Origin of the sequence: Citrobacter sp. Awk 2 (assembly GCF_028069815.1) — a bacterium.
Classification (GTDB): Bacteria; Pseudomonadota; Gammaproteobacteria; order Enterobacterales; family Enterobacteriaceae; genus Citrobacter.
This window is the reverse complement of the sequence record NZ_JANEWL010000154.1, coordinates 1-6,168: the sequence shown is the minus strand read 5'-3', so window position 1 is coordinate 6,168 and position 6,168 is coordinate 1. Positions and strand designations below refer to the sequence as shown.

General features: G+C 49.7%; 5 protein-coding genes. 1 reads left to right on the top strand and 4 read right to left on the bottom strand.

Going from position 1 to position 6,168, the window contains the following annotated elements; all coding sequences use genetic code 11:
- Positions 1 to 115: 115 nt before the first annotated feature.
- Complete coding sequence (locus NNO02_RS22255) at positions 116 to 259, bottom strand: hypothetical protein (RefSeq protein WP_271455769.1); 144 nt, start codon at positions 257 to 259, stop codon at positions 116 to 118.
- Positions 260 to 326: 67 nt separating this feature from the next.
- Here NNO02_RS22255 and NNO02_RS22250 point away from each other — a divergent pair, with 67 nt between their 5' ends.
- Positions 327 to 932, top strand: coding sequence for a helix-turn-helix domain-containing protein (locus NNO02_RS22250; RefSeq protein ID WP_271442802.1), 606 nt, complete (start codon positions 327 to 329; stop codon positions 930 to 932).
- Positions 933 to 973: 41 nt separating this feature from the next.
- On the opposite strand, the gene NNO02_RS22245 is transcribed toward NNO02_RS22250, so the two are convergent.
- From NNO02_RS22245 to NNO02_RS22235, 3 genes are all read right to left on the bottom strand, one after another.
- On the bottom strand, positions 974 to 2,347 hold the full coding sequence (locus NNO02_RS22245; protein WP_271442801.1) for an HlyD family type I secretion periplasmic adaptor subunit: 1,374 nt from the start codon (positions 2,345 to 2,347) through the stop codon (positions 974 to 976).
- Positions 2,334 to 4,526: a type I secretion system permease/ATPase gene (locus NNO02_RS22240; RefSeq protein WP_271455768.1), complete on the bottom strand. Its 2,193-nt coding sequence runs from the start codon at positions 4,524 to 4,526 to the stop codon at positions 2,334 to 2,336. The genes NNO02_RS22245 and NNO02_RS22240 overlap by 14 nt, the downstream gene beginning before the upstream one ends.
- Positions 4,527 to 4,614: 88 nt before the next feature.
- Entirely contained in the window at positions 4,615 to 5,958 is a 1,344-nt protein-coding gene (locus NNO02_RS22235; RefSeq protein ID WP_271442799.1) for a TolC family outer membrane protein, read from the bottom strand.
- Positions 5,959 to 6,168: the final 210 nt, after the last annotated feature.

Genomic DNA, 6,168 nt, shown 5'->3' with positions numbered 1-6,168 from the left:
CAACAATAGTAACTTTTTAATGAAAATAAAGAGCATATAAATCAATGAGTTGTATCTTTTTGGCTATTATGCAAAGAGCAAAAAGACGAAATTGTGATGACAAAGGTGATAAGCATTAATTCTTTCTGGACAGCGCAATATACTGCTCGACACCACCACGCGAGAACAACGTCAGTGCCGTTAGCGCGTCAAAAGCACCAGGGAATGCTGGTGGTAGAGGTAGATGGGGATAAATGTCAGCTTGTATTAAAGCTGACATTTATTTTGTCCGTTAAGTCAATTCCACCATTATTTTGATGAAGCAATCACTTGCTTTAGAGAGTCCCATGTTCCAGAACGAAATAGACAAATCTGTAGTGCTGATTGGTGATGAAATAAAGAAATCGGATAACGCCTGGCTGTCCTTACGTAAAAAACGTCAGCGCATAGATCTGAAAGTCGATGGAAATATCTTGTTTCTGGAGAAAGGGACGGTCTCTGTATATCGTGTAGAAAATGATTTAGTGACGGTAAGTATTTCTGCACCGGCGATCCTTGGACTTCCACAAATGCGTACGGAGGTCGCTGGGCACTATTTACGCTGCGACACCGATTGTGAAATGTGGGCCATGAGCGTACAGAACGCCGATCTTTTATTTACCGCTAAAAATCTCTGGAAGCAGGCGTTTGATATCCTGGCGCACCATCTGCAACGCTATTTCCAGCGTGAAACATTGCAATCGCACAGAACCATTCGTGAGCTGATTATTGAACACGTCAAATATATTTGGGCGATGGAGCCCGCGGTACGTGAGAAAACATCCGTATATACCTTTATTTTGACCCGCAATCATATCTCGCGCAGTGCTATTCATAAGGTATTACAGGAGCTGGTGAATGACGGAAAAATCACACTCAATCGGGGTAAACTGTCTGCTTATTCCGCGGCATAAACATAAGCGCCCCTGATTTAACGCAAGGGGCGCGCAAGTGATTAACGTTCTCTGAGCGCCTCTGCACGCGCACGAATGATCGGTTTCAGCAGATAGCTAAGAATGGTTTTCTTACCGGTGAGGATATCGACGCTTGCCACCATGCCGGGAATGACAAGCATCGGATGCTCTCTTGTACCCAGGTAGTTTTTGTCAGTTTGCAGACGAACAATATAGAAACTCCGTCCCTGCTTATCGGTAATGGTGTCCGGACTTATCTGCACCACTTCACCGCGCAGCCCGCCATAGATGGTGTAATCGTAAGCGGTAAATTTCACCATCGCGTGCTGACCTGGATGCAGGAAGGCGATATCGCGCGGCTGTATTTTTGCCTCAATTAACAGCTTGTCATCCAGTGGCACGATTTCCACCAGATCGCTGCCCGGCTGAATGACGCCGCCGATAGTATTGACCATCACCTGCTGGACGATACCGCGTACCGGTGAAGTAACCATGGTGCGATTCACCCTGTCTTCCAGTGCTTTGACGCTGGCCTGGGCTTTGCTCAGGTTGGTGCGGGCTTCGTTCAGTTGAGCCAGCGCATCACTCTTGAAGCGGCCACGGCTTTCACCGATTTTGTTCTCAATCTCTTTAATTTCTGAGGCGGCTTTAGGCAGCGACAGGCTGACGGAATTGAGCTGTCCGGCGGTTTCCACTTCAGTACGATGTAAACGCAGCAGTTCGACTTTTGAAATGGCACCAGAGGCAAGTAACGGTTCTGACATTTTGATTTCCTGGCGTATTAATCCCAGGCTGTGCTTGAACTGATCTTCCTTTGATTCATAATCGCGCAGTTCTTGTTTTTTCTGCACCAGTTGCTCTTCAAGCGCCGAAATTTCGTTGTGAAATTGCGCCCGGCGGCTGTTATACAGTTCGGTTTCACCGCGGGCGACGTCCGGGGCTTTGCTGGCAATCTCTTCTGAGATTACAAAGTCACGGTTTTCAACCTCTGCGCTCAGGCGTTCTACCTTTGCGCGCAGGCCGAGTTTATCCGCTTCCGTTTCGCCGACGTTTGAAGCAAAACGTGTGTCGTCAAGGTGCAGTAATGGGGCTCCGGCGTTGACGATTTGCCCTTCGTGTACGTACAGCTCGGTAACAATTCCGCCTTCCAGGTTCTGTATTTTTTGCAGTTTTGACGAGGGGATCGCTTTGCCTTCACCGCGTGTCACTTCATCAATCTTCGCAAAACCTGCCCACACGAAGGACAGGACCACCAGCGCAAGGATCACCCACAGTGTCAGGCGAATTACTCGTGGAGCATCATCGATAATGGCGTGACTCACTTCATTGATACTGTCGGTTTGATTTTCATCACGGCCGTGAAAATAGTGCTGCATGAAGCGGCGAGCACGCGCCAGGAAATCAGCGAGACGCATTAATCTGCCCCTTTTTCAACGCATCCATCACCACCGCTTTCGGGCCATCTGCGATGATGCGTCCTTTATCAACAATAATCAGGCGGTCAACCAGCGACAACATGGAGGCGCGGTGGGTGACCAGTAATAGCGTTTTACCTGCGATGCAGGGGACCAGCGCGTGTTTGATCTTCTCTTCGCTGGTGTTATCCATTGAGCTGGTGGGTTCATCCAGTAGCAGTAGAGGCGGATCCAGCAGCAGCGCACGAGCGAGTGCCACCGCCTGCCGTTGTCCGCCTGAAAGCTGAGAACCGCGCTCGCCAACCTGCAGGTTGTAGCCGTCAGGATGCAGGCGAGCGAAATCGTTGACACCTGCCAGTTCCGCCGCGCGTAACATGGTTTCGTCATCGACATAGCGCGCGCCGCACAGCAGGTTGTCGCGCAGTGTGCCGTTGAACAACTGGATGTCCTGCGGGACGTAGCCGATGCTGTGGCGGAGATCGTTGACATCCAACTGACGGGAATCGATACCGTCGATCAAAATGTTACCGGCGCAGGGCTGGTACAGATTGACGATCAACTTGCTGAGCGAGCTTTTACCGGAGCCGCTACGGCCGATGATACCGATGCGTTCGCCGGGCTGAATGGTGAGATTAATTTTGTGCAGCGACAGGTTTTTTTGTTCTGGATAGCTAAAATCCACGTCGCGGAATTCAATGCTGCCCTGCAACTGTTCACGCATGAGCGGGTTTTCATCCGCACGGCGCTCCTGTGTCAGTGACATCATCTTATCGGTATTCTTGATGGTGAGTTTTGCCTGCTGGTAACGGGCAATAAGACCGGTTAATTGGCCCAGTGGCATTAATGCGCGGCCATTCAGCATGTAGCAGGCGATCAGGCCCCCCATACTCAGCTTGCCGCCGATAATCATATACACACCAACAATGATCATCACCACGCCCGAAATCTGCTGGAACCAGCCGGTGAGATTGCTGGCCAGGCTGGATAAGGTTTTCACCCGCAGTTCCAGACGGCTCAGGCTACCCAGTGTTTGTTCCCACTGGAACTGGCGCTCGCTTTGGGCATTATTCACTTTAATGGCATCCAGGCTGCTGAGCGTTTCAATTAACAGTGCCTGACGCTCGCTGGCGAGGCTCATGGTTTTAGCCACCGCGGCATTGACGGGTTTTTGCAGTGCCCAACTGCACAGCAGGGCTATCGGTAGCGTCAGGAGTGGGATCCAGGCCAGAGAACCGCCAATAATGCCTATAACGATCAGCAGCAGCAGGGTGAAGGGCAGGTCGATAATCGTCGTCAGGGTCAGCGATGAGAGGAAATCACGCAGTGACTGAAACTCATGAATATTCTGCGCAAAGCTACCCACGCGCTGTGGACGCTCTTTCATCTCCATACCGATAATGCGCTCAAACAGGGTCGAGGAGATAATGAGATCGCTTTTTTTGCCCGCAATATCAAGACAGATACCGCGTAGCATTTTTAAAATCAGATCAAAAACAAAGGCAAGGCAAATGCCCACAGCCAGTACCCACAGTGTCACCGTCGCCTGGTTCGGCACCACGCGGTCGTAGACGTTCATGGTAAAGAGTGGTGTGCCGAGTGCGATCAGGTTGATTAACAGGCTGGCCAGCACGGCATCCATATACAGAAAACGTGACAGCTTCAGCGTGTCTTTAAACCAGGACTTGGTGCGTGGCAAAAAGGCTTCTGCCTGCAAATCGAACTCATGGCGCGGATGGGCAAAAATAACCTTTCCGGCATAGCTTTGTTCAAGCGTGGCTAAATCGACACGGATTTCACCACCTTCGCTTTCGCTGGGCATAAAACGAGCGCTGCCATCTTCATTCCATGCCAGCAATACGCCAGTTGCGCCAGAGCGCAGTAACAGCACGGCAGGCAGAGACATCTGCGGAATTTTATCAAGCGCGCGCGTCACCACCCGCGCTTTTAAACCGGCTCTTGCCGCAGCGCGAGGAAATATATTCAGCGTGAGTTGATCGTTTTCTAATGGCAGACCGCTGCTTAACGTTGAACGACTGGCTGATTTACCGTGCAGAGAACACAAAATAAGTAGGCTATCTAATAACGGGTCGTCATGATGGCTACGGGGATCGTGATGTTGAGAATTGCTACTGTCAGAATTCTCTGGGACTTCATTGAATAATTCAGCTTGTGCACTCATTTTCGCAACCATTCTGACCTGCACGTTTTAATAATAGCAAGCTAATAATAAGCGTGCAGGTCAGGGATTTATTGGGTATTAATAATGATTAATGAAGTTCAGGCAGGTTATTTTCTTCTGCTGAATCTACCGGTTGACCTGACGGCGGTGGTGCAATTTTTAGAATACCCATTAATTCCCCCGTACGTTCGCTAATACGATAACCGCTGGTGACTGCCAGATAGCGTAATTCGACAAGGCGGCGTTTTGAGGAGAAAACTTCATTTTCGCTATCAAGTAAATCCAGTAGTGTACGTTCGCCAAGACTGAATTGATCCTGATAGGCGGTACGTACTTTTACGCTACGGTCGGCATATTCTTCGGCAGAAGGAAGCTGGGCGCGCGCGTTTTGTAATGCTGTCCACGCCAGGCGCAGTTCCTGATTCATCTGGCGCAACGTGTTGTTACGCACATCCTGAGCCTGCTTATGCAGATACGCGCGGGAGTCCATTGTGGCTTTGTCGCTACCGCCCTGGTACAGGTTGTAATGCAGTTTGACCATCGCTTCCCACTCTTCGGTATGTGCGCGAGTGGTGTCGGTGTTATTGCTGATCCCACGGGAAAGCTCAACGTCAACGCGTGGGTAGAAGGTCGATTTTGAGGCTTCGTACTGTTGATGTGCGGCCTCAATATCGGCATTGGCAGACTTCAGCAATGGGCTATTCTTCTCCATTCGACTTTTGGCGTCCGCAAGTGAGGTTGGCAGCTCAGCGTCGATACTCGCTGGCTGGCTGAGTCCTTGCGGCTCCATGCCGGTCACGCTGATAAAGGTGGTTTTTGCATCTTCGAGGTTGGTTTGCTCGGTCAGTAAGTTGTTACGCGCCTGCGCCAGACGCGCTTCGGCCTGCATGAAGTCTCCTGAACGGCCAACGCCCTGATCGGTACGCAGTTTTATCTGGTCATAGATGCGTTCATGGTTAGCCAAATCATCTTCAGCCAGACGGACAAACTCCTCGCGCTGCAACACATCAAAATAGGCCTGAATCACCGTATATGCGGTACTTTCGCTGGTATTCATAACGCTCCAGGCGCGTGAGTCCACGGTCGCTTTTTGTCGGGCGACTTCGCTGGAGGTGGCAAAACCATTAAACACATTTTGCTCAAGGCTCAACGTCGCCTCGTTGGGGGACTGCGTCAAACCGTTGGTGCTGCCTGCGGCACGCGTCGTCGCATCATCAATATTTTTGCGTCCGGCTTCAGCATTTAAATTCAGCGACGGTAAATATCCACCTTTTGCCGCACGTAGTTCTTGTTCGGAAGAATAACGGCTGTTTATCGCCGCATTGACTTCAGGGTGGTTAGCTAATGCTTCTTTAACGGTATTGTGTAAATCTTCTGCATTAACTGAATTTATTGAAAACCATGAAAGCAGAAAAACAAAAAACTTCTTCATGACATGAATGCCTTATATCTCACGGTTATGACTTCCCGTTGTCGTTGCTATCATCCGTTTTTACAAACACGTTATATTAATTAACAAATATGAATTATCTTAATTGCTTACAGCGGACAGCTATTCAACGACATGTTTTGTCACATCGTGTTTTATTTTTGGTTATTTTTTATTATATTTATTGGCCAGTCAAGTCTCATGTAAATGCAC